This window comes from Cohnella baijiui, assembly GCF_020731285.1.
In the GTDB taxonomy this organism is placed as follows: domain Bacteria; phylum Bacillota; class Bacilli; order Paenibacillales; family Paenibacillaceae; genus Cohnella.
The window spans coordinates 13,319-34,884 of record NZ_JAJFOW010000052.1 but is presented as its reverse complement, the minus strand read 5'-3'; the positions used below and the strand labels follow the sequence as shown (position 1 = coordinate 34,884).

The 21,566-nt window shown below is 60.4% G+C and carries 17 protein-coding genes and 1 riboswitch; of the genes, 13 read left to right on the top strand and 4 right to left on the bottom strand.

All coding sequences use genetic code 11. The annotated features are described in order from the left end of the window. Positions 1 to 43: 43 nt before the first annotated feature. On the bottom strand, positions 44 to 1,159 hold the full coding sequence (locus LKX83_RS28835) for a nitric oxide synthase oxygenase (RefSeq protein WP_255654963.1): 1,116 nt from the start codon (positions 1,157 to 1,159) through the stop codon (positions 44 to 46). A gap of 335 nt (positions 1,160 to 1,494) precedes the next feature. On the opposite strand from LKX83_RS28835, the gene LKX83_RS28830 reads away from it, so the two are divergent. Beyond that, the gene (locus LKX83_RS28830; RefSeq protein WP_227886298.1) at positions 1,495 to 2,499 is read left to right on the top strand and encodes an HRDC domain-containing protein; all 1,005 of its coding nucleotides are present in this window, start codon (positions 1,495 to 1,497) and stop codon (positions 2,497 to 2,499) included. Positions 2,500 to 2,603: 104 nt separating this feature from the next. Here the strand turns inward: LKX83_RS28830 and corA are convergent, their stop codons facing one another. After that, complete coding sequence (gene corA, locus LKX83_RS28825; RefSeq protein WP_227886297.1) at positions 2,604 to 3,539, bottom strand: magnesium/cobalt transporter CorA; 936 nt, start codon at positions 3,537 to 3,539, stop codon at positions 2,604 to 2,606. A gap of 418 nt (positions 3,540 to 3,957) precedes the next feature. Further along, a riboswitch (SAM riboswitch) is annotated at positions 3,958 to 4,075 on the top strand. A gap of 89 nt (positions 4,076 to 4,164) precedes the next feature. Between corA and metA the strand changes: the two genes are divergently transcribed. The 5 genes from metA to mqnC all read left to right on the top strand — a co-directional run bounded on the left by metA (position 4,165) and on the right by mqnC (position 10,213). After that, the gene (gene metA, locus LKX83_RS28820; protein ID WP_227886296.1) at positions 4,165 to 5,082 is read left to right on the top strand and encodes a homoserine O-acetyltransferase MetA; all 918 of its coding nucleotides are present in this window, start codon (positions 4,165 to 4,167) and stop codon (positions 5,080 to 5,082) included. 57 nt (positions 5,083 to 5,139) lie between these two features. Then, positions 5,140 to 6,303: an aminotransferase class I/II-fold pyridoxal phosphate-dependent enzyme gene (locus tag LKX83_RS28815; protein ID WP_227886295.1), complete on the top strand. Its 1,164-nt coding sequence runs from the start codon at positions 5,140 to 5,142 to the stop codon at positions 6,301 to 6,303. Positions 6,304 to 6,306: 3 nt separating this feature from the next. Further along, positions 6,307 to 7,479 (top strand): aminotransferase class I/II-fold pyridoxal phosphate-dependent enzyme, encoded by a 1,173-nt coding sequence (locus LKX83_RS28810; RefSeq protein ID WP_227886294.1) that lies wholly within the window; start codon positions 6,307 to 6,309, stop codon positions 7,477 to 7,479. Positions 7,480 to 7,569: 90 nt separating this feature from the next. Next, positions 7,570 to 8,946 carry an EAL domain-containing protein gene (locus tag LKX83_RS28805; RefSeq protein WP_227886293.1) on the top strand — a complete coding sequence of 459 codons (1,377 nt, stop codon included), beginning with the start codon at positions 7,570 to 7,572 and terminating at the stop codon, positions 8,944 to 8,946. A 130-nt stretch (positions 8,947 to 9,076) separates the two neighbouring features. Next, a complete protein-coding gene (gene mqnC, locus LKX83_RS28800) occupies positions 9,077 to 10,213 on the top strand; it encodes a cyclic dehypoxanthinyl futalosine synthase (RefSeq protein ID WP_227886292.1) in 1,137 nt (378 codons plus the stop codon). Positions 10,214 to 10,238: 25 nt separating this feature from the next. On the opposite strand, the gene LKX83_RS28795 is transcribed toward mqnC, so the two are convergent. Continuing rightward, complete coding sequence (locus LKX83_RS28795; protein ID WP_227886291.1) at positions 10,239 to 11,351, bottom strand: GGDEF domain-containing protein; 1,113 nt, start codon at positions 11,349 to 11,351, stop codon at positions 10,239 to 10,241. Between the two features lie 160 nt (positions 11,352 to 11,511). On the opposite strand from LKX83_RS28795, the gene LKX83_RS28790 reads away from it, so the two are divergent. From LKX83_RS28790 to LKX83_RS28765, 6 genes are all read left to right on the top strand, one after another. Further along, complete coding sequence (locus tag LKX83_RS28790; protein ID WP_227886290.1) at positions 11,512 to 12,399, top strand: putative sporulation protein YtxC; 888 nt, start codon at positions 11,512 to 11,514, stop codon at positions 12,397 to 12,399. A 436-nt stretch (positions 12,400 to 12,835) separates the two neighbouring features. After that, complete coding sequence (thrS, locus tag LKX83_RS28785) at positions 12,836 to 14,776, top strand: threonine--tRNA ligase (protein ID WP_227886289.1); 1,941 nt, start codon at positions 12,836 to 12,838, stop codon at positions 14,774 to 14,776. A 48-nt stretch (positions 14,777 to 14,824) separates the two neighbouring features. Next, positions 14,825 to 15,349 (top strand): 3D domain-containing protein, encoded by a 525-nt coding sequence (locus tag LKX83_RS28780; protein ID WP_304518357.1) that lies wholly within the window; start codon positions 14,825 to 14,827, stop codon positions 15,347 to 15,349. Between the two features lie 129 nt (positions 15,350 to 15,478). Continuing rightward, complete coding sequence (locus tag LKX83_RS28775) at positions 15,479 to 16,003, top strand: RNA polymerase sigma factor (protein ID WP_227886288.1); 525 nt, start codon at positions 15,479 to 15,481, stop codon at positions 16,001 to 16,003. A gap of 363 nt (positions 16,004 to 16,366) precedes the next feature. Further along, entirely contained in the window at positions 16,367 to 17,734 is a 1,368-nt protein-coding gene (locus LKX83_RS28770) for a methyl-accepting chemotaxis protein (RefSeq protein ID WP_227886287.1), read from the top strand. An 88-nt stretch (positions 17,735 to 17,822) separates the two neighbouring features. After that, on the top strand, positions 17,823 to 18,176 hold the full coding sequence (locus tag LKX83_RS28765) for a hypothetical protein (protein ID WP_227886286.1): 354 nt from the start codon (positions 17,823 to 17,825) through the stop codon (positions 18,174 to 18,176). Positions 18,177 to 19,002: 826 nt separating this feature from the next. Here LKX83_RS28765 and LKX83_RS28760 read toward each other — a convergent pair. After that, positions 19,003 to 20,280 (bottom strand): ammonium transporter, encoded by a 1,278-nt coding sequence (locus LKX83_RS28760; protein WP_227886285.1) that lies wholly within the window; start codon positions 20,278 to 20,280, stop codon positions 19,003 to 19,005. A 256-nt stretch (positions 20,281 to 20,536) separates the two neighbouring features. Between LKX83_RS28760 and liaF the strand changes: the two genes are divergently transcribed. Continuing rightward, on the top strand, positions 20,537 to 21,562 hold the full coding sequence (gene liaF / locus LKX83_RS28755; RefSeq protein ID WP_227886284.1) for a cell wall-active antibiotics response protein LiaF: 1,026 nt from the start codon (positions 20,537 to 20,539) through the stop codon (positions 21,560 to 21,562). The last annotated feature ends 4 nt before the right edge of the window (positions 21,563 to 21,566 follow it).

Genomic DNA, 21,566 nt, shown 5'->3' with positions numbered 1-21,566 from the left:
CCCATCACCCCCTTCGGAAACCGGATCGGTCGCAAGCCCGCCGTCAAAGGTAAGGTGCTTGCTGGTAGACGTATTTAGGCGACAGCTCGCGGTCCTCGAACCGGCTGTGGAAAATGTCCGTCGTCGCCGGCGACAGGGGCGGAATGAGCCAGGACCACCGCCCCGTCGTCTCCCGTCCTTCGCGTTCCTCGTTGCGCCGGAACGTCGAGAATTGCTGCGCCGCCGTATGATGGTCGACGATGCTGACGCCGTCCCGCCGGAACGAATGCAGCACGGCGACGTTAAGCTCGACCAGCGCGCGGTCCTTCCAGAGAGAGGCGTTGGTGCCGGTATCCAGGCCGAGATTCCGCGCGACGAGCGGGAGCAGGCCGTACCGGGCGTCGTCGGCCAGGTTGCGGGCGCCGATCTCCGTCCCCATGTACCAGCCGTTGAAGGGCGCCGCGGTGTACAGGATGCCGCCGATCTCGAGGCCCATGTCCGAGATGATCGGGACGGCGTACCATTTGACGGGAAAGCCGTGGAACAGATCGCAGGTCGGGTGGGCCAACGGGACTTCGCGAGCGAGTCCTTCGGGCAGCGGGGACAGGCGCGGCTCACCTTCCCGAACCTGGACGACGAGAGGCAGCAGATCGAAGGGCGTGCCCTCGCCCCGCCATCCCAGCCGCTGGCATACTTGCGTGAAAGCCGCCGAGGCGGGGTCCCCTACGACGCCCTCCTCCGACGCATAGCCGGCATACCTCAGCAGTTGGTGGTTCCAGATGCGGACTTGCGCCTTTCCGTCCCGAGCCGGCTTGAAGATCGTGATGGCCGTGCGAATTTCACCGCCGTTCGTGGCGTATTCGATATGCCGCTCGAGCGCCGCGAAGACGTCCGCTTCGGAATCCGCCCCGCGCGCGTCGAAGACGTGCAGCCCTTTCCAGAACAGCCTTCCGATGCAGCGATTGGCATGGCGCCAAGCCATGCGCGCACCGTGTTCCAGTTCGGCGCAGGTGTGCGTGTAGGTGCCTGTGGCCTCGATTTCCCGCTGCACCTCGACCCACCGCCGTTCCGTGTCGGCCTGCGGCTCGCCCCATTCCCGTCCGTAGGTGCGTATAAAGTTTTCCGCCTCCGCGAGCAGCGTTTCCTTCTCCGCGATATCCATCGTTTCCGTGGCTTTCATTCCCGTTGTTTCTTCCTTCCGCCGGCTCGGCAGCGCGCCGCGCCGGACTCGATGTTGAACTAACCTTATCATATCACCCGGAAAGGGCGCAAAAGACGATCATGTGACAAAAAAGCCGCAGAGACGCTTGTCAGAAATGAGATCTTTTGGTAATCTAAAGTTGTTCAGGTCGAACGGATGAGGAAGCACCTCGCCGCCATGCGCGGAGGGGTGCTTTTTGGCGTTCAACTTCGCCGTCAGCCGCCCGGCCGTCGTTCGTGGCACGCCGAACAAGACGCGGTCCGTCCATGCCCGGCATTCGGCCGCGATACCACGAGACGAGGAGAGGAAGCAGCATGCAGATCGTGTTTTTGAACCGCTTCGAGCGGGAAGGGGATTTCGCGGGAGACGCGCGGGGCCAGGTGTTCATCGGGGAAGAGCAGGGCAACTGGTCGGCCGGCTGGCATGCGCTGCCGGAGCAGAGCGAGCAGCCGCAGGAGCTGTGGTACGAGGGGACGAGCTGGGAGGAGCTGCTCTCCGCCTTTCGCCACGGCGTCGCTCGCCGGATGCGAGAGGGATTCCGCCCGCTGCTGGACGGCATGCTCGAGGAGACGCCGTTCTGGGAGCGCAGACCGCAGCTGCAGGCGCTGCTCCAATGCTACGCGGAGGGCAAGGAGGGCGCGGAAGAGCTGCTCGTCCCGCTCCGGCTTTGGCGGCGGGCGAAGGCAGCCGAGGAGAAGCGCGCGGCCTACATGATCGCGACGAACCGTGAACTGCAGATGCTGGCCGTCTACGTGCCCCAGACGCTGGCGGAGCTGCAGCAGATTCCCGGCTTCGGCAAGCTGAAGACCGAGCGCTACGGCGCCGATCTCGTAGCGCTGCTCGCGGACTGCGAGCGCGGACACGGCTATCCGCTCGACTGGGTGGCCGAGGCGGTGTCCGCCGAGGCGTTCGCGGACTGGACGTTCCGTCAGAAGGAGGAACGCTACGGCAAGAGCCTGGCGCTTGTCCAGGACAAGCGCAAGCTGCTTGCCGGCATCCGGCAGGGCCGCTCGCTCGCCGAGTTGGCCGAGGAGCTGAAGCTCTCCCGACGCGAGCTGCTGGAGCGGATCGAGCGGCTGGACGACGACGGCTACGACGTGCTGCCGCTCGTGGAGCTGGAGCTGCGGGACATTCCCGAGGCGGAGCGGGACGGCGCGATTCTGGCGATGAGCGAGTTGGGCGACCGCTATCTGAAGCCGCTGCAGAAGCGTGTCTATGGTCCGCCCGCCGAAGGGAGCGAAGCCGAGGTCGAGCGCCAATACGAGAAGCTCCGCCTCGTCCGCATCCGGTTCCGCCGCGACCGGAAAGTCGCCGTCTGACCGGACGCACGGCGGCGCGTTCCTCCATAAGCAAGAAGGACCTCCCTGTCGCCCTTCGCGGCGTTTCGGAGGTCCTTCGCGTATTCGTATGCCCATGGCACACCTCACAGCCAGTCTTTCTTGCGGAAGAAGTAAAACATGCCGAAGCCGAGTCCGATCATGATCCCAAGCAGAATGATCGAGCCGTAGCTGTCGTGCATGCCGGGAATATAGTCGAAGTTCATCCCGTACACGCCGGTGATGAAGGTCAAGGGCATGAAGATCGTGGTCAGTGCGGTAAATACCCGCATGATTTCGTTCGCGCGGTTGGCGACGCTGGACTGGTACGCTTCTCGCAAGTTCGCCATCAGATCGCGGTAAGTTTCGAACGTTTCATAGATTTTGATCGCGTTCTCGTGAATGTCCACGAAGTACTTTTGCAGCTGATCGTCGATCAGGCGCAGGTCTTTCTTGTTCAGCACGGCGATGACGTCGCGCTGCGGGCCAAGTACCTTCTTCAGCCACAAAATTTCGCTTCGCAGGCTGATGATTTCGTTCAGGTGCGACTTTTTGGTGTGCATGAGGATGTCTTCCTCGAGCTGTTCGATGCGTGCTTCGATCCGGTCCCCGACGACAAAGTAATTGTCGACCACCAGGTCGACCAAATGGTACATGAAACGGTCGGCCGTGTTGACCTCCTGCTCCCAAAGTACGGGCTTGATGGCGCGCAGCTCGTTGATCTTTTGGCGGGTGACGGTGACCAGGTAGTGGCGGCCGAGGAAAATGTTCAGCGCCCGGAGAAAAATCTCTTCGTTGTCGAATCGGATGCTGTTGATGACCAAAAAATAATGGCTATCGTAGACTTCGAGCTTGGGACGCTGCTCTTCCTCGTTCTGGCAGTCTTCAACGGCCAGATCGTGGAGGCCGAAATGCGGCTGAAGGACGACGAGGTCGTCGACATCCGCGTCGATCCAGTAAAAGCCGTCGGCAGGCGGAGTCAGCGTCAGGTTAATGTCGTCGATCGGCGTGAAGACGCCGTTGTGGACGTGTCTGATTTTCATGGGAATTCGCTCCTTTTGCATGCATGCGCCGCGGACTGCCCCGCGCCCCGACGAAGGTCGGGCGCGGACGCAGCCGCACGTGGATGCAGGGCGGCATTCCCTAATCGAAGGGGCGGCTACTCGGCGGAGCCGGGCATGTCGGGATCTTCGCTTAAGGACGTCGGACCTGCGGATTCGTTCGTGTGGGTACAACTTGGCCCGGGTGTATCTCCTTCCATGTCGGCTCCCCCCTTTCGTCCCTTCGCGATTTGCGCGAATCATCGTCGCCAGGCCGCGCGCGGCGGGCGATCCGTGATAAGTATAATCCTCCTCCACAAGCCTTTCAAGGACAAATTCCGACGGACGCAGACTCTTGACGGACGGACCGTTTTCGGGTAAATTAGTTGTAGTTTCGGCCGACAACTGAATAGGTTTTGCCATCTTATCAAGAGCAGGCGGAGGGACTAGCCCGATGAAGCCCGGCAACCGGCGTCGCGTATGACGTACGGTGCTAATTCTTGCGAGAACGTTCGGATGAACGTTTCGGGAGATGAGAGAGGCGATCGCGACGGTTCCGACGACGACCCCTTTCTCAGAGTGGGTCTTTTTTACGTTATGCAACATGCGACAAAAGGGAGGGTTTGGCATGCCGATCAAAGTACCAGACAACCTGCCGGCCAAAGAGATCCTCGCCGGCGAAAACATTTTCGTCATGGATGAGAGCACCGCGTACCATCAGGATATTCGGCCGCTGCGCATTGCGATCTTGAATTTGATGCCGACGAAAGAAACGACGGAGACGCAGCTGCTGCGCCTCATCGGCAATACGCCGCTGCAAGTGGAGGTCGTGCTGCTCCATCCGAAGACGCACACGTCCAAAAACACATCCGCCGAGCATCTGGAGAGCTTCTACAAGACGTTCGACGAGATCGCCCATCAGCGCTACGACGGAATGATCATCACGGGCGCGCCCGTTGAGCAGATGGCGTTCGAGGACGTGAATTATTGGGAAGAGCTGAAGGACATCATGGACTGGAGCCAGCGGAACGTCACCTCCACTTTCCATATTTGTTGGGCCGCGCAGGCCGGACTGTACCATCACTTCGGCGTTCCGAAGCACGATCTGGACCAAAAGCTGTTCGGCGTGTTTCCGCATACGGTCGAGCAGCGCAACGTCAAGCTGCTGCGGGGCTTCGACGAAATGTTTTTCGTCCCACAGTCCCGTCATACCGAAGTGCGCAAGGAAGATATCGACAAGGTGCCGGAGCTCGAAATCTGGTCGGCTTCCGAGGAGGCCGGCGTTTACATCGTGGCGACCCGCAGCGGGCGGCAGATCTTCGTGACCGGGCACTCCGAGTACGACCCGGGCTCGCTGAAGTGGGAGTACGACCGGGACAAGGCGAAGGGGCTTCGGATCGACGTGCCGAAAAACTACTTCCCGAACAATGATCCGTCCAGGTTCCCGCTGTCGACCTGGCGGGCGCACGCCAATCTGCTCTACTCCAACTGGTTGAATTATTACGTGTACCAAGAAACCCCGTTCGATCTCGGAGCGGGCATCTGACGCTCGCCGAGGCTTGAGTCATCCCTACTTTACCTGAACGCAGGAGGTTTCCTCTCAATGAACATCGAAAGCCGTTTGGCCCAAATCGGGTCGCAGGAAGATCCGGCGACGGGCGCCGTAAGCTATCCGATCTACCACGCGACCGCGTTCCGCCACCCCCGTCTCGGGCAGAGCACGGGCTTCGACTACTCCCGCACCAAGAGCCCGACGCGCACGATCCTGGAGGCGGCCGCCGCCGAGCTGGAGAGCGGCGACCGCGGCTTTGCCTGCAGTTCCGGCATGGCGGCGCTGCAAACGATTTTTGCGCTGTTCTCCCAGGGCGACCATCTGATCGTTTCGCTCGATCTGTACGGCGGGACCTACCGGCTGCTGGAGCGGATCATGTCGCGATTCGGCGTCTCGGCGACGTACGTGGACACGAACGATCTGGACGCGCTGGAGGCGAGCTACCGGGAGGGGAGCACGAAGGCGATCCTGATCGAGACGCCGACCAATCCGCTCATGATGGTCACGGACCTCGAAAAGGCGGCGGCCTGGGCCAAGCGCAAAGGCCTCTTGACGATCGTCGACAATACGCTGCTGACCCCGTTTTTGCAGCGACCGATCGAGCTCGGCGCCGATATCGTCATCCACAGCGCGACCAAATATCTCGGCGGACATAACGACGTGCTGGCGGGACTAATCGTAACGAAAGGACAGGCCTTGTCCGACGAGATGGCGATTCTCCACAACTCGATCGGTGCCGTTCTCGGACCCCAGGATTCCTGGCTGCTCATGAGAGGCATGAAGACGCTCGCCCTGCGCATGGAGCGCCACGAGTTCAATTCGGTGAAGCTGGCGGAATGGCTCAAATCCCACCCGGCCATCGAAGAGGTGTACCACCCGGCGCTGCCGCACCATCCCGGATATGAGATCCAGCGTCGGCAAGCATCCGGCAACACGGGCATCTTTTCCTTCCGTATGAAGGATGCCCGCACCGTCGAGCCGATCCTGCGCCATCTTCGGCTGATCGCTTTCGCGGAGAGCCTAGGCGGGGTCGAGTCGCTCCTGACGTATCCGGCGGTGCAGACGCACGCGGACATTCCCGAGGAAATTCGCCGCCGCGTCGGCGTGGACGACCGGCTCTTGCGCTTCTCTGTAGGGATCGAGCACATCGATGACCTGATCGCCGACCTGGGCCAGGCCATCGACGCCGCGCTGCGGGAAATCGAGGAGGCCTGACGCATGACGCCATCGCATTCGAACGACAACCGCGAAGCCCAAGACTTCGGCACGAAGCTGATTCACTTCGGCAAGGAGATCGACGCCGCCACCGGCGCTTCCAGCGTGCCGATTTATCAGGCGTCGACGTTCCACCACTTCGACCTCGAGCGTCCGCCGGTCCATGATTACAGCCGCTCCGGCAACCCGACGCGCGAAGCGCTCGAGCAGTACATCGCGGTGTTGGAAGGCGGAACGAACGGCTTCGCGTTCGCCTCCGGCATGGCCGCCATTTCGACGGCGTTTTTGCTTTTGTCGGCTGGCGATCACGTCATCGTGACCGAGGATGTGTACGGCGGGACCTACCGTTTGCTTACGACCGTGCTGAACCGTCTTCAGATCGAGTCGACCTTCGTCGACATGACCGACTTCGATCGGATCGTGGCGGCCCGCCGGCCGAACACCAAGGCCGTGTTTCTGGAGACGCCGTCGAACCCGACGCTCAAGATCACGGACATCGCCCGCGTCGCCGCGTGGGCGAAGGAGCACGAGCTGATCACGATGCTCGACAACACGTTTATGACGCCGTACCATCAGCGCCCGATCGAGCTCGGCATCGACCTTGTCGTCCACAGCGCGACCAAGTTCCTGGGCGGGCACAGCGATGTGCTGGCGGGCCTGATCGTGACGGCGGACGAGGCGCTCGGGCGCCGCGTAAAGCAGCTGCAAAACGGACTGGGCACCGTCCTCGGCACGCAGGAGAGCTGGCTGCTGATCCGCGGGATGAAGACGCTGCAGGTCCGCATGGCGGAAAGCGAGCGAAGCGCCGCCAAGCTGGCCGCCTGGCTGCAGGCGCATCCGGCGGTCGAGCGCGTGTACTATCCGGGGCTCGAGGATCATCCCGGCCGCGACATCCACGAGCGCCAGTCGCGCGGCTACGGCGCGGTCGTTTCGTTCGACGCGGGCAGCGGGGAGCGGGCGAAGCGCCTGCTCGGCCGGGTCCGGATCCCGCTCGTCGCCGTCAGCCTCGGGGCGGTCGAGAGCATTCTCTCCTATCCGGCGATGATGTCCCACGCCGCGATGCCGCCGCACGTGCGGCTCGAGCGGGGGATCACGGACGGCTTGGTCCGTTACTCGGTCGGTCTTGAAGCGATCGACGATTTGATCGCGGATCTGGCGCAGGCATTGGCGGAATAACCGAATAAGTCTGGTAACATCTGCTATTCAGGCCTGTCTATACGTGATAAAATGATAAAAAAATCGTCCCGACAAGGCAGGCTGATCATCGTGAGCGTTCAAGGTTTGGTTGAAAAGCTTCGCCTGGTCTCCAAGCTCATGCTGCCCAGCCGCATGCTAAAGGCGTTCCCGCCGGACTTTACGCTGAGGCGCCCGCTCGTCTCGCTTCTGGACAAGCGGATTCGCCGCGGAGACGCCTGTTATTTGGCGCTCTTCCGCTGGGAGGTACCGGCCGCGCACGAGCCGCTCTGTCCCGCATCCACGCTGCGGCTGCAGGCCCTGACGCGCACCCTGCTCAAGGAGCTGACCTCCGAGCAGTTGCTTCCCCGCGAGCTGGTCGGTCTGGATCAGTTCGGTCCGCACGAATACGTCGTCATCATTCGCGAAGCGGCGGAGCGCGGAGAGTCGTTCGTGCCGCCCGCGCTCTTCCGCAAGCTGGAGATGCTGAAGCACGCGCTCGAGGTGAGCGTCGAAGGGAGTATGCCGGGCGAGCGCGTCCGTCTCCATTTGACCGGGACGTACGTCCCCGTCTCCCTGCCGCTGCACCAGCAGGACGCGACCGCCTCGGAACGGCTTCATGAGGCGTACCATTTCGCGCTCGCCCTTGCGACGCGGCAAGTGACGCCGCAGGTGCTCGCCGCCCGCCGCCAGCTCGACCAGATTTTGCAGGACGGCAGCATTTCGGTGCTGGCGCAGCCGATCATGAACCTGCGCAGCGGAGATGTATTCGGCTGGGAGATTCTGACCCGCGGACCCGCGGCCAGCATCTTTCACCTGCCGGACGAGCTGTTCCGCTTCGCCAGCCAGAGCAAGCTGCTGAGCAAGCTCGAATTTCTCGTCGTCCGGCACGCGCTCGAGGAGATTGCCACCCGTGGCATCCGGGAGCCGATCTTCCTGAACATCACGCCGGTCACCTTGTCGCATCCGATGTTCCTGAATCATATGCTCCAGTGCCTGGAGCGCCACCCCGGCTTGTCGCCGGGACAAATCGTGCTGGAGATCACAGAGCGCCACGAGGTGCAGGATCTCAAAGGGATGGCCGATATCCTCGACACCTTCCGTGCGCACGGCTTCCGCTTCGCCGTGGATGACGCCGGGTCGGGCTATTCGAGCCTCCAATGGATCGGCGAGCTCGCGCCCGAGGTGATCAAGATCGACCGTTCCGTCATTCAATTCGTCGACCGCTATGCCGTCAAGCTTAGCCTGCTGCGCGCGATCGTGAACGCGGCCAGCGAGATGAGCTGCGAGGTTGTCGCCGAAGGCGTCGAGCGCGAGGAGGAAGCGGACGTCCTGTTCAAGCTGAACGTCGGCATGGGGCAAGGTTATTACTTCGCCCGGCCGAACGTGCTGCTGCACGAACACGAGCGGGACATCTTTCAAGAAACGAAGCGCAGAATCCAGCATCGCCGCGGCCAGGTCGCTTCCTGAGCCCGCGGCTTTTGTTTCGGCTTTGTCGTGAATTTTTTCACAAAACTGTCAAGCCGCCTTTGGATGACAAGGGGCGCGAACTGGGCTACAATGATCCCTATAGAGGAAGCAAGAAAAGGAGGCTGGCGAGATGAGCGCAGTGGACGCCATTCTGGACCGGTCGCTTAAAGGCGAACGGCTGGCGCTGGAAGATGTGGTCACCCTGTTTGAGTCGGAAGAGATCGAGAAGATGGGGGCAGCGGCGAATCAGCTGATGCTGCGGCGCCACCCCGAGCCGATTACGACGTTCGTGGTCGGACGCAACGTGAACTATACGAATATTTGCGACGTTTACTGCCGGTTTTGCGCCTTTTATCGCGCACCGGGTTCCGATCAAGGCTACGTGCTGCCGGACGAGACGATCCTGCAGAAAATCCAGGAAACGGCGGACGTGGGCGGCACCGAGATTCTGATGCAGGGCGGGACGAATCCGAATCTCAAATTCAGTTATTATTTGGACCTGCTGCGCAAGATCAAGGCGCGGTTCCCGAATATCACGATGCATTCCTTCTCTCCGGCCGAGATCCACAAGATGAAGGAAGTATCCGACGGCCTGTCGCTCGAAGAGGTCATCCGCCAAATCCACGAGGCCGGTCTCGACTCGCTGCCGGGCGGGGGCGCGGAAATTCTGGACGACCGGACCCGGCGCAAGATCAGCCGCCTGAAAGGGTCCTGGACCGACTGGATGGACGTCATGAAGACTGCGCACCGGATCGGCATGAACACGACGGCGACGATGGTCATCGGCTTCGGCGAATCGATGGAGGAGCGCGCGCTGCATCTTCTACGGGTGCGGGACGCACAGGACGAGTGCATTCAGAACGGCTATTCCTCGAAGGGCTTTCTGGCTTTCATTCCATGGACGTTCCAACCGGACAATACGAACATGAAGCGGGAAAAGGCGACGCCGGAGGAGTACTTGAAAACGCTGGCGATCAGCCGCATCGCGCTTGACAATATCGACAACTTCCAATCCTCCTGGGTCACGATGGGGCCGGAGATCGGCAAGCTGTCGCTGAGCTACGGCTGCAACGACTTCGGAAGCACGATGATGGAGGAGAACGTAGTCTCCGCGGCGGGAACAACGCACAAGGTGAATATCGAGCTCATCCTGAAGCTCATCCGCGAAGCGGGCAAAATACCGGCGCAGCGCAATACAAAATACGAAATTTTGAAGGTGTACCACGACAACGAGCATGTCGCGCGGGACTTCGTCATGCAGAACTAATAGACGGCAAAATGGAAAAGCAGCCCTAAGCGGGGCTGCTTTTTGTCGTAGAGGCGGTTAGGGGGGCGACGACCGTCCGGTTTTTGCCTCCGTGCTTCGCCTGATACAGCGCGGCGTCGGCGCTGCGGAAGAGCGTCTCCTTGTCCATCTCTTCCACGTAGGCGGCCAGACCGACGCTGATCGTCACCGAGCGTCCGCCGAGCGCCTCATGTTTGGCTGCGGAGACGGCCGTTCGGATCTCCTCCACGGATTCGTAGGCGCTGGCCAGCGTCCGATCCGTGAACAGCACCGCAATCTCTTCTCCGCCGTAGCGGGCGACGATGTCGAACTCGCTCGCATGGCCCCGTACGACGCCCGCGACGCTCCGGAGCACCTCGTCGCCGGCGCGGTGGCCGAACGTATCGTTGACCGCTTTGAAGTTGTCGATATCCATGATGGCCAATTGCAGAGGCAGACCGTACGCCGCCTGCTCGGTCAGGCGAGCCAAATATTCGTGAAAAGCCATATGATTGTATGTATCGGTCAGGGCGTCGGTCTTCGCCAGCTTGTCCATCACGACGGTATGGACGAGCAGCTCCCGATGCTGTTCGTAAGATGAGCGCAGATGCCTGTGCAGCTCTCGTCCGCGCATCAGGACGCCCATCGCGATGCCGCTGTAGGCGGTCATGAAGATCGCCATTGTCACAAGGTCGATGGCGGACAGCGAATGCTGCAGCGTCTTCACGAGGCCGTAGAGCAGGACCATTCCGGTCAGCGCGCAAGCGAGGGCGAACAGCAGTTTTTTGAATTGAAAATAAAACGTGCTCACCAAAATCGGAAAAAACAAGGAAAACGGAATATAGGATAACGTGGCGTGAACGCCGGTTATCGTCACAGCGATCAAGGTCGAGGCCGTAATGAGCAAATAATCGTGAAATCGGGGCAGATGCCGGACGCCGGCTTCAGCCAGCCCGATGATGAGTGCGAGCAGCAAGCCGGGTCGAGCCATGTACAGCCAGATAAACGTGGAGGTGCGGCCGGAGGTGACCGTGAGATACAGCGCTTCGATGACCACACTCATAGCCAGGACGATCCAGAAAAAATTCAGCAGCAAGCGGTTCCACCGTTGCTGATTCAAATCCAGGGAAGGGAATAGCATCTTGATATCCTCTCGTTTTGAAAGGCCTAAACGGTACTGGGGCAAAATGGAGCGGACGTCCGGGCTTTTTAATAAAATATACCATAGCGCTTCGGCAATCGTATATCCCCATTTCGGCCACCATATAGATTAGAACAACAGGGACTACGGGGGTGAGCCGATGCAGGCGGACGAGTGGATCATCGAAACGCAAGGCGACACTTCCTCGCGCGAACGGCTGACGGCCATGTTGAATCAAGCGTTCCCCGGGCTGATGGGCTTGGACGGCAAAGGGCCGTGGTCGCCGCTTGGCGGACAGCCCGGCATTCGCTGCCGGTTGACGATCGAGCGGGGGCGCAAGGAATTTTGCGACAAGACGGGCGCCGTTGTAGCGGAGTTTCTCGTGTCGGAGAAGGAGCCGCTTCTGCTCCGAAAATACATTCAGCGGAAATTCGGCATCCGCGACGCGGTCGAGGCGGACGTGCTCGTCTCGGAGGCGATCTCGCTGCTCGACGGCGAGCCGACCGTTTGGCCGGAAGGGGCGGCCTACGCGGTCGGACGCGGTCGGGAAAAACGGGTTAAAAAGCTGGGGCAGCGCTTCGGCGCCTTCCTCGCTGCCCATGACCGGCTGAATATCGAAGGATACATCCGTTTCCGGCTGCGGGAATACGAAGCCGAAATCTGCGAAGCTGCCGAGACGGCGGTCGAGGAACGGCTGATGGAGCGGCAGTACCAGGAGTTCATGTCTTTGCTCCAGTCGATGGTGGAATGGCAGGAAGTGCGCGTTCAGGAGGTTCACGTACTCCATGGCGGCGGCCATGCGTTTCAGCTGCTGGACGAAAAGATGCGGCCGCTTGATCGCGAATCCGATTCGGCCGGTGGACGGAAAACGGACGCGGGTGAAACGCCGGACGACCAGGAGGAGGAGAGCCTGCTTGTCAGTCGGCTGTTGGCCGTCTCACCGCGGCATCTGTACATTCATACGCCGGAGCCCGACTCGCAGGTAATCCGCACGTTGATGGGCATCTTCGGCGAACGGGCGGTCTGCACGGTGATGCCCAAAGCCTGAACGACACAAAGCCTGAACGACACAAAGCCTGAACGACAAAAGACTGCGATGTCTGAACGATGTCTTGACTTGGGTGCTTGAGAGCGCGTATAATTCCGATATCGGCGACGAGAAAGACAACGATGCTGAGATCGGACGGCCCAGAGAGAGGAACCTAGGCTGCAAGTTCCTTCCGGTACCGCTTGGCGTTGACCCCTTTCGAGCCGCAGGGCGGAACGCGCGATCCGACGGCGGATGGCGTCATTATGCACTGCCGGGTCATGACCGTTACTCATGCCTAAAGGACCGCTCTTCGCCCGCATGCGGCAAGACGGTTGAACAAGGGTGGAACCACGACGCTAACCATGACAAGCGCTCGTCCCTTTCCGGGGACGGGCGCTTTTTTGCATGCCTTTGTCCCCGAATCCGATCCCATCCCAGAGGAGGAGAATCAACCATGTCCGTTCAAATCAAGCTGCCCGACGGCGCCGCCCGCGAATACGAGGCGGGCGCAACCGTCGAAGACGTCGCGGGCTCCATCAGCTCGGGGCTGAAGAAAAACGCCGTAGCCGGCAAGATCAACGGCAAAGTCGTCGATCTCAACGCGCCGCTGCAGGATCAAGCCGCGGTCGAGATCGTCACGCTCGACTCGCCCGACGGTCTCGAGGTGATGCGGCACAGCACCGCTCACTTGATGGCCCAGGCGATCAAGCGCATTTACGGCAATACGGCCGTCAAGCTCGGCATCGGACCGGTGATCGAGGACGGTTTTTATTACGACATCGACATGGAGCAGTCCGTCACCCCGGACGATCTGGCCGTCATCGAACGCGAGATGGAGAAGATCGTCAAGGAAGATCTGCCGATCGTCCGCCGCGTCGTCAGCCGTGAAGAAGCGATCCGCATCTACGAAGAGCTGGGCGACCCGCTGAAGCTGGATCTCATTCAATCGCTGCCCGAGGACGCCGAAATTACCATTTACGACCAAGGCGAATTTTTCGACCTGTGCCGCGGCCCGCACTTGCCGTCCACCGGCCGAATCAAGTCCTTCAAGCTGCTGAGCGTGGCCGGCGCCTACTGGCGCGGCGACAGCAAAAACAAGATGCTGCAGCGCATTTACGGCACCGCGTTCGCGAAGAAGTCGCAGCTCGACGAGCATCTGCATTTCCTCGAAGAAGCGAAGAAGCGCGACCACCGCAAGCTCGGCAAGGAGCTCGGCATGTTCACCTTCTCCCGCGAAGTCGGGCAAGGCCTGCCGATTTGGCTGCCGAACGGCGCCAAAGTCCGCCGCACGCTGGAACGTTACATCGTCGATCTCGAGGAAAAGCTGGGCTACCAGCACGTATACACGCCGGTGCTGGCGAACGTCGAGCTGTACAAGACGTCCGGTCACTGGGAGCACTACCAGGAGGATATGTTCCCGCCGATGGCGTTCGACGACGAAGAGCTCGTCCTGCGTCCGATGAACTGCCCGCACCACATGATGGTGTACAAGAGCGAGATGCGCAGCTACCGCGACCTGCCGATCCGCATCGCCGAGCTCGGCATGATGCACCGTTACGAAATGTCCGGGGCGCTGACCGGTCTTCATCGCGTTCGCGCCATGACGCTGAACGACTCGCACATCTTCTGCCGTCTGGATCAGATCAAGGATGAATTCACCCGCGTCGTGCAGCTAATCCAACGCGTGTACGAAGACTTCGGGATCAAGGAGTACCGGTTCCGCCTGTCCTACCGCGACCCGCAGGACAAGGAGAAGTACTGGCCGGACGACCACATGTGGGAGACGTCGCAGCGGATGCTCCGCGAGGTCGTCGAAGAGCTGGGTCTCCCGTACTTCGAAGCCGAGGGCGAAGCCGCGTTCTACGGACCGAAGCTGGACGTTCAGGTGAAGACGGCGCTCGGCAAGGAGGAGACGCTCTCCACCGCGCAGATCGACGTGCTGCTGCCTGAGCGCTTTGAACTCGAATATGTAGGCGACGACGGTAAAAAGCATCGCCCGGTCGTCATTCACCGCGGCATCATCAGCACGATGGAGCGCATGACGGCGTTCTTGCTCGAGAACTTCGCGGGCGCGCTGCCGGTCTGGCTGTCGCCGGTGCAAGCGAAGGTTCTGCCGGTGAGCGTGGCGTACGAAGCCTACGCGCGCGAAGTGGCCGACAAGCTGCAGGAAGCCGGCGTCCGCGTCGAAGCCGACCTGCGAAACGAGAAGCTCGGCTACAAAATCCGCGAAGCGCAGCTGGAGAAAGTGCCGTACATGCTCGTCGTCGGGGAGAACGAGGCGGCCGGAGGCACGGTATCCGTTCGCCGGCGCGGCGAAGGCGATATCGGCGCGGTTCCGGTCGCGGATTTCGCGGCACGCGTAACGGGCGAGATCGCATCCAAGCGCATCGACTAATAAAGCTTGCTGGCATTGGACACCCTCACGTGTAGGAGGAATGGGTCCATGCCAGCAAGTTTTTTTGTGTGTATCCGTTTGGCCGTCTTCGGGGTGCTGCTGCTCAGCGCGCTCCCGCTTGGGCGCGCAGACGCGAAGCCTCCGGAAGCGGACGGCAAACGAAGTTCCGAAGTCGTCAGTGTCGTGGCGACCGGGTATACCGCCGGCGTGGAATCGACGGGCAAACGCCCCGGCCACCCGCAGTACGGCATCACCAAGTCCGGCGTCAAAGTGCGCAGGAGCAAAGTGTCCACCATTGCCGCCGATCCCCGCGTTTTCCCACTAGGTACGGTGCTGTTCATTCCGGGCTACGGATACGGCTGCGTCGCGGATACGGGGTCTCGCATCAAAGGGAATAAAATCGATCTGTATTTCCCTTCCACGCGGCAGGTGTTTCGGGAATGGGGTAAAAAGACGGTCAGCGTTCAGGTCGTTCGTTGGGGCGCAGGCAAAGTCACCGAAGCGATGCTGGATGCGATGAATGAAGTTGTCGCCGCTCAGCAAGATTTTTCTACCAAGATTTTTGATTCGTAGTATAATGAAATAAAATAGATAATATTAGCGAATAATTTCTAATTATTGGCAGGGTCGTATCTTTTCCTATTTTCCTATGCTACAATGGATGCGTATCGAGACGCATTCTCTCAAGGAGTGAACGTTTGGATGACGAACTCCCTTCGAGACTCTGAAAATCCGGGCTATCCCGCGATCGAAGAGGAACTGTTGACGGAGATGTACCGTCAGATGCTGCGGGTCGCGCGCCACCGTCTGCACCAGAAGAACGATGCCGTCGATATCGTTCAGGAAGCGTGGGTACGCATACTGGAGAAGATGGATACGCTGCGGGAGAGCAACAAGATCATCCCTTGGGCCAAGACGATCGCGGCTAACCTGGCCTCCAACGCCAACCGGGCGCGCCGGGCAGAGACGGTATGCGAGAGCTGCGACGAGTATGCGAGCGGGCTGTATACGATGCCCGAGCCGGAGATTTTCGCCGAGCTGTCCGACGTCTTGGGCCGGCTGGATCCTCAGACCCGTACGCTGCTGCTCTACAAGTTCTATTATGGCTTCAAGGACAACGAGATTGCGGCGGCGCTCGACGTACCCGTCGGTACGGTCAAGGCCCGCATCCACCGGGGCAAAGCGCGCATCAAAGCTCAATCCCAAGAGGATTCTTCACGTACATAGGCTTTGATCTAGAAGGTCCTTTCAGGCCGCGCGGTTGAGTTACGCAGCCCTTCAACTTGATCCTTCAATCGTGAGCGATGTCTTTCCCGTCTATTAGCAGATAGGCCGGATGGGAGAAACGCATGACGAGTTCAAACCGAGGAACCGAGAGGTTCCTCTTTCTTTTTGCCTATGACGGGGTTATAATGTGAGAAATTCTTACATAATGTCGAGAAAGAGCTGTTTTCGTCGACGAATGGGGGGCTGCGGATGGCCTTTTGGCAGCGTTGGACAAAAGAGAAAAGCAAGCTTGGTGAAAGGGAGAAGGCCGGTTCGTCCACCGCAGGCGTATTTGCGACCGGGGAAGGCGGGAGAAGAAACGGTGTGGCGATCGCGCCAGAGGATGCCGTCGACAGGTCGGACAAGCTGCATCGCATGATCGGGGAAGCGGTCGTCATCTCCGACAGGCTGCGGGCGGCGGTGTCGGAAGTGGATGCCAGCATGGGGCAGCTGGAGACGATCGCGGACCGCTCCGCCGTTCAGGAAGAGCGGCTGCGGCACCACAGCCGAACGGCAGTGGCGCAGCTTGAGGAGGCGTTCTCCGCTTTGCAGGAGGTGGCGGCGGCCTCCGAGGAGATTCGCGGCACGTCGGAGCGGATGAGCGATCAAAGCCGCGAGGCCAAGGAGGTCGTGCTCGAAGTGAATCGCTCGCTGCTGCATACCGACGAGGTCATGAACGAAATGTCGCAGCAGCACGGCGCGGTGGAGGAGCGCGTGCGCGGACTCATCGTCCAAACGTCGCGAATTTCCGAGATGAATGCTCTCATCCAGGAGATTGTCTCGCAGACGTCGTTGCTTTCGCTCAACGCCGCCATCGAGTCCGCACACGCCGGCGAGTACGGACGCGGGTTTTCCGTCGTGGCGCAGGAAATCCGCAAGCTTGCGGAGCAGAGCGGAGAGGCGGTCAAACGGTCCACCGCGATCGCGCAAGAGATCGAAGCGGGGATCCGCGAGGTGGTCGCGTCAGTCGATCGGGAGAAGCTCTCCGTTGCTCGCGGTCTGGAGGAAATGCGGCGAAGCCGGGAGCGTATGGATTCGATCTATGGGCATATCGAAAAGGTGGACCTTCAGGTGTCTACTACGCTGAATGCGTCCGTCGAGCAGGCGACCCGGACCGGGGCGGCCAATGAGCTGCTGAAGGGAGTGGTCGAGACAGTCGGACTGACGTTCGGCAGCGTCGACGAGACGCTCGCGCAGAACCGGCAGCAGCGCGCGGAGACGACCAAGTTGGGCCGTGTGTCCGCGGAGCTGCGGGATGCAGCCGACGAGCTGATCGGGGCGGTGCAGCAAGCCGGCGGCCGGATATGGGCCGTTGCCGGCCAGGCGGAGACGGGGCGCTGGATCGAACAACTGGCAACGCTGGCGGCGGACCCGGCGCTGCGCACGCTGGACGAGACGGCCCACCGGCAGGTGCTTGGGAGCTGGCTCGGCAAGACGGAGGGCATGGAGGCTGTTTGGTCCAATCGCGGAGACGGCTCGTTCCTCTTTTCGGAGCCCGAAGCTGGGCTGCTGAACGCGCGGGGGCGAGAATGGTGGCGGCGGGCGATGGCGGGCGAGAACTTCGTTTCCGAAGTGTATCTGTCCGCAATTACGAAAAAGCCGTGTCTTACCGTTGCGATGCCGATTCGAGGCGAGGACGGGGCGCCGATCGGCGTGGTGGGGATCGATATTGGCATATCTCCACATAAATAGCTGACATAAGTGTTCTCACACGATCGGATTTCCGGTACAATATGTTCATGTGTGATAATAGTTCACAAGAATAGATAGGTGATATCCCATGAACGAACCGATTCCTTCCAATCCTTCCGCCGCTCCCGCTCCCCGGCGCAGCGCGGAAGTACATTCCCTGCTCGCGGCCCTCATCGCCAAGCGGGAACAAGAAATCGCCGAGATCGAAGAGCTGGTGGAACGGTATGAGCGCCGGGCGCGCATGGAAGAGCAGGCTTACCGTTCGATGTCGACGTTTCGTCGGATGTTGAACGGCAAAAAGCCCGATCATCATCTGGCCGTCGAATATATTCATTACGTAAAGAAGCCGATGGAGAAGGTGCGCAAACTGCGAGCGGAGATCGCCCGGTACGAAGCGATGTGCGACGGATCGGTCCCCGCCGATCTGCCCGAGCTAATATAAGTTCGCCTTGCGTCCAGCCGGACATATTGCCAAGAGACCTACCGTCAGAAGACTTTTGTTTTCGACGGAGCAGGTCTCTTTTTCGTTGCCGCCTCCTTTTCGTCGATATCCCTTTCGCTCAGGAAGAGTCGTAGCGGCGTTTTGGCGATATCCCTTTTCCGCAAGGAGTGTCGTAATGGCGTATCGACGATATCCCTTACGCTCGGGATGTGTCGTAGCGGCGTTTAGACGATATCCCTTTAGCTCAGGAAGTGTCGAAGCGTCGTTTTGACGATATCACTTTCGCTCAGGAAGTGTCGTAGAGGCGTTTTGGCGATATCCCTCTCGCTCAGGAAGTGTCGTAGCGGCGTTTATACGATATCCCTTTCGCTCAGGAAGAGTCGTAGCGGCTTTTCTGACGATATCTCTATCGCTCAGAAGGAAGGGGAGGAGCCTTGATGAGGGACATTCATAATAGAAGGGGATTTCCTAAGCGAGCGAGATTGCGATAAAAGGACGCAAATAGTCAAGCTCCTGAGCGAAGGGGATAACGCCGCAAAGGCGGTCAAAGCGACATGTTCCTGAGGGAAGGGGATATCGTCGTAAAGGAGCCAAAGCGGCATGTTCCTGAGCGAAGGGGATATCGCCGTAAAAGCGGCCGAAGCGACATGTTCCTGAACGAAGGGGATATCGTCGTAAAGGAGCCAAAGCGGCATGTTCCTGAGCGAAGTGGATATCGCCGTAAAGGCGGTCGAAGCGACATGTTCCTGAGCGAAGTGGATATCGCGGCAATAGAAAAAAGCGCTCCCGACGGGGAGCGCGATGCACGAGCTGCCGTCGCCCTGAATCAACGACCGCGCAGCTGCTCGACGTCGAGGAAGTCGTGCTCCTGGCTGTAGGCCGGGACGCCGTGGATGCCGACGTCGAGGCCGACAAGCTCTTCGTCCCTGGAGACGCGGACGGGGCGCCAGGCGTTGATGAGGCGGAAGGCGAGCCAGGTTAGCGCAAATCCCCAAACGGCGACGACGACGAGACCGAGCGCTTGAACGCCGAGCAGGCGCCAACCGCCGCCGTAGAGCAAACCGCTGTAGGCGGCGGTGCCGGGCATTGCGAACAGGCCGACGGCGAGCGTTCCGATGCTGCCGCTGACGCCGTGCACCGCGAAGGCGCCGACCGGATCGTCGACGCGGCGGCCTTCGAGCCATTCGCTCGCGAACACCATCGTGATGCCGGAGACGGCGCCGATGAGGATGGCGGCGGCGTCGGAGACGTAGGCGCAGCCGGCGGTAATGCCGACGAGGCCGGCCAGCGCGCCGTTGATGACCATCGGGGGATCGGCTTTGCGATAGCGGAGCATCGTGAACAGGATGCAGGCGGCGCATCCCGCCGCGGAGGCGAGCAGCGTTGTAACGGCGATGTGGCCGATGCTCGGGTTGGTCGCGCTGAGCGTGCTGCCCGCGTTAAAGCCGAACCAGCCGAACCAGAGGATAAAGGCGCCAACGGAAGCGAGCGGCAGGTTGGACGGCGGCACGATGTTCGTCTTGCCGTCTTCGCCGAAGCGCCCGAGGCGGGGGCCGAGGAAGAGTGCGGCAGCCAAGGCGGCGAATCCGCCAAGCGCATGGATGGCGGCGGATCCGGCGAAGTCGATCATGCCCAGCTTGGCGAGCCAGCCCTCGGAGGACCAGATCCAATGCCCGGAGATCGGGTAGATCAGGCCGGTCATAAGGACGGTGTATACGATATAAGCGCGGAAGTGAATCCGCTCGGCGACCGCCCCGGACACGATCGAGATGACCGCGATGACGAATGCGCATTGGAACAGCCAGAACGTATCGTGCGAAATGTTCAGCGACAGATGGGACAAATCCCCGCCTAGCGTAAAGCCGGACCAGCCGATAAGGCCGCCAACGTCTTTGCCGTGCATGAAGGCGAAGCCGACCAGGTAAAAAAGCAAAGCGCCGAACGAAATGTCGACGAACACCTTCATAATGATGCTGACCGCGTTTTTCTGCCGGACGAACCCTGCCTCCAGCAGGGCGAATCCGCCCTCCATGAGCAGGATCATCGCGGCGGTCAGTACGACCCAGACCGTATCGATCCCGCTTGACAGATCTGCTAACGTCATATGATTTCCTCCTAGGGACAAACCGATATTTCTGCATAAATCGGATGGTTTTTTTGTGAAAACCTGACATACAAAACGAAATCCGCAATCATTATATAGTGATAAGTTACCTATGTCAACGAAATATGTTACATAACATGACATGTTTGGGCTCGGTCTCGAGACCGAGGCAAATTCATTCCGGCGCCGCTATGGGGAATGCTGGATTTCCGTTATAATGAGGCTGCAACAACTCGGAAACAACGGGGGAATCTTCATGAACCAATCTGTTTTGCACCGCATTTTCTGGGGCGTCGTGCTGATCGGTATCGGCGTCGTCTATTTGCTCAATCAATCCGGGACGATCACGATCGATATCGGCGAGCTGTTCCGTCTCTTTTGGCCCATCATCCTCATTCTCGTCGGCATCCAGGGCCTCATTCTGCAGCGCCAGGGCGGCTATTGGTGGAATCCGATCGTGGTGCTGGTCGGGGTCTACTTCTTGGGGCGCAATTTGGGATGGTTCGATATCGGGCTCGGAGAGCTGATTCGTCTCGCCGTTCCTTTCATACTCATCGTGTTCGGCATCGGCCTCGTGACTCGGGGGGCGCGTACCAAATCGCGCAGGGACAGGAACAGGGACAGAAACGGAGAGTCGAATAGCTGGAACCCGGTGACGCCGCCGCCTTTCACCCCTCCGCCAGCGCCGGACTACCCGCCGCCTCCGCCGCCCACGCCGTACGACCACCCGAACGCGTTCGATGAAACGCCTCCGCCCCCGCAGGGGAACGGCCAAGGCGAGCCGGAGGAGCCGCAGGGATACCCTCCGAAGGAGCCGCGGGGCTACCGACCGAAGGAAAGGCAAGAGGCCGAGCGCATGTGGAGGGACTACCATCGCGTGCCGGGCCATAAATGGGGTGGCCATCGGGAGGACTACAGCCGCTTCATCGGCGATATCCATATCGGCCACGACTACTGGGAGCTGAAGCCGATGAGTCTATCGCATTTCATCGGCGATACGACGATCGACCTGACCCGCGCCCAGATCCCGGGCGGCGAGACGCGCATCTACGTCTCTTCCTTTATCGGCGACGTCAAGGTATTCGTGCCGAACGACTTTTCCGTCGGCATCCGCGTCGTCTCGAGCTGCTTGATCGGCGACGTCAAAGTACTCGAGCAGAAGCGCGGGGGGCTCTTTAACCAGATGGCCGTCGAGACGCCGACGTTCGCGGATTCGGACAGACAAGTCGTCTTGGTCGTCAATACGTTTATCGGAGACGTACGCGTGACGAAGGTAGGGTAAACGA

Bases quoted from the DNA above. Each gene is read 5' to 3' on its own strand.
- LKX83_RS28810 (WP_227886294.1), top strand. From the start codon at position 6,307: ATGACGCCATCGCATTCGAACGACAACCGCGAAGCCCAAGACTTCGGC.
- corA (WP_227886297.1), bottom strand. From the start codon at position 3,539: ATGAAAATCAGACACGTCCACAACGGCGTCTTCACGCCGATCGACGAC.
- LKX83_RS28780 (WP_304518357.1), top strand. From the start codon at position 14,825: ATGCCAGCAAGTTTTTTTGTGTGTATCCGTTTGGCCGTCTTCGGGGTG.
- LKX83_RS28765 (WP_227886286.1), top strand. From the start codon at position 17,823: ATGAACGAACCGATTCCTTCCAATCCTTCCGCCGCTCCCGCTCCCCGG.
- LKX83_RS28795 (WP_227886291.1), bottom strand. From the start codon at position 11,351: ATGCTATTCCCTTCCCTGGATTTGAATCAGCAACGGTGGAACCGCTTG.
- LKX83_RS28760 (WP_227886285.1), bottom strand. From the start codon at position 20,280: ATGACGTTAGCAGATCTGTCAAGCGGGATCGATACGGTCTGGGTCGTA.
- LKX83_RS28830 (WP_227886298.1), top strand. From the start codon at position 1,495: ATGCAGATCGTGTTTTTGAACCGCTTCGAGCGGGAAGGGGATTTCGCG.
- thrS (WP_227886289.1), top strand. From the start codon at position 12,836: ATGTCCGTTCAAATCAAGCTGCCCGACGGCGCCGCCCGCGAATACGAG.
- LKX83_RS28815 (WP_227886295.1), top strand. From the start codon at position 5,140: ATGAACATCGAAAGCCGTTTGGCCCAAATCGGGTCGCAGGAAGATCCG.
- liaF (WP_227886284.1), top strand. From the start codon at position 20,537: ATGAACCAATCTGTTTTGCACCGCATTTTCTGGGGCGTCGTGCTGATC.
- metA (WP_227886296.1), top strand. From the start codon at position 4,165: ATGCCGATCAAAGTACCAGACAACCTGCCGGCCAAAGAGATCCTCGCC.
- mqnC (WP_227886292.1), top strand. From the start codon at position 9,077: ATGAGCGCAGTGGACGCCATTCTGGACCGGTCGCTTAAAGGCGAACGG.
- LKX83_RS28835 (WP_255654963.1), bottom strand. From the start codon at position 1,159: ATGAAAGCCACGGAAACGATGGATATCGCGGAGAAGGAAACGCTGCTC.
- LKX83_RS28775 (WP_227886288.1), top strand. From the start codon at position 15,479: ATGACGAACTCCCTTCGAGACTCTGAAAATCCGGGCTATCCCGCGATC.
- LKX83_RS28790 (WP_227886290.1), top strand. From the start codon at position 11,512: ATGCAGGCGGACGAGTGGATCATCGAAACGCAAGGCGACACTTCCTCG.